Here is a 1,242-nt window from a genome sequence, read left to right as displayed (position 1 = left end):
CCAGACGATAATGCCTATGTCGATGATCGAACTAACTATGCCATTAATGAAGTCGCTCTTGACTACAACGCTGGCTTCACTGGTGCTCTTGCCCGTATGTACCGTGAACAGATGGAACTAAGTCTGGGTTCTAACCTTGAACCAGTAGTGTCTACAGTAGATCCGATCACTGAGTTAATAGTTGAACTATCCCCTGCCGGGGAATTCTAAACGGTTTTTACGTTTGACACTGGAACAGGTTTCGATTCAAGCGATTTGGGTCTGGATAGCATTCTTAACTTTATCGGAGGTCAAGACCGAATTAGTCTAGAACAGAGCACCTTCACTGCGCTCACTGGTACGTCCAGTGGGGGCTTAGATAGCAGTGAATGGGCGGTTGTAGATGATAATAGCCAGGTCGAAAGTAGTGGTGCTTTGATTGTCTACAACAGCGAAACCGGCGATCTATTCTACAACCAGAATGGCAGTGAATCTGGTCTGGGAAGCGGAGCTCAGTTTGCTACAATCGACACCAGCACCTCGGTAGATTTCAGTGACTTTGAGATAGTATAAGTTAATCAAAAGTCAGCTTATATATAACTTATAGTAGTTTTTTGTTGAAGGTTGACTGTTGAAAGTCAACCTTGGCCTTTTGGCCTTTAGGCCACGCTACGCGAACGGCCACGCTACGCGAACAAGCTACCCTTAACCGAAGGCAAAAGGCCAACAACCTTCAACATCCAACAACATTCAACATCCAACAACCTTCAACATCCAACAACCTTCAACATCCAACAACCTTCAACAGTCAACCTTCAACCTTCAACCTTCAACCTTCAACCTTCAACATCCAACCTAGCCTACACCGAACCCCTACAACAAACAACCTTCATGCTCATTAATCACCGTCCTAATTACAGGAATTATGGTAAAAAATGTGCGATTACTGTGGGAAATCTTTTCCATTAGTGAGCGCCTTTCCAAAGACTGTAAAACTGAAATAAGTTGTGAATTATAGTCTAAGGTAATGCTATGGCGCAATTGTTTAATAGAAATGGGGTTAGGATTCCTAGCTAGATAAGCAATCACCTTCTTCTCTGACTCATCTAACCGATTCAATTGCTCGATTAAAATTGTTTTCATTGGCTCAGGAACAATCACGTCATCCCAATTTAAAAATTCTGATACACTACCAAAAAAAAGTCTTTAATTGTTTTTACAGCCAGCTTTAAGCCTAAGGGATTGCCTCGATAACGTTTAATG

The 1,242-nt window shown here is 42.4% G+C and carries 4 protein-coding genes; 3 read left to right on the top strand and 1 reads right to left on the bottom strand.

What is annotated here, in order from left to right; genetic code table 11:
* The 3 genes from F6K53_RS43530 to F6K53_RS43520 form a co-directional block, all read left to right on the top strand.
* Positions 1-210: glycoside hydrolase family 9 protein (locus F6K53_RS43530; protein WP_293086967.1), on the top strand; the 210-nt coding region annotated here is incomplete at its 5' end.
* A 45-nt stretch (positions 211-255) separates the two neighbouring features.
* Complete coding sequence (locus F6K53_RS43525) at positions 256-552, top strand: hypothetical protein (protein WP_293086965.1); 297 nt, start codon at positions 256-258, stop codon at positions 550-552.
* A gap of 71 nt (positions 553-623) precedes the next feature.
* A complete protein-coding gene (locus F6K53_RS43520; protein ID WP_293086962.1) occupies positions 624-881 on the top strand; it encodes a hypothetical protein in 258 nt (85 codons plus the stop codon).
* Here F6K53_RS43520 and F6K53_RS43515 read toward each other — a convergent pair.
* Positions 853-1,122 carry a hypothetical protein gene (locus F6K53_RS43515; protein WP_293086959.1) on the bottom strand — a complete coding sequence of 90 codons (270 nt, stop codon included), beginning with the start codon at positions 1,120-1,122 and terminating at the stop codon, positions 853-855. The genes F6K53_RS43520 and F6K53_RS43515 overlap by 29 nt on opposite strands.
* Positions 1,123-1,242 lie beyond the last annotated feature (120 nt).

The sequence above is a fragment of the Moorena sp. SIO4A1 genome (assembly GCF_010672065.1).
Taxonomy (GTDB): Bacteria; Cyanobacteriota; Cyanobacteriia; order Cyanobacteriales; family Coleofasciculaceae; genus Moorena.
Note: the sequence above shows the minus strand (reverse complement) of the source record. Positions and strands in the feature narration are given on the sequence as shown.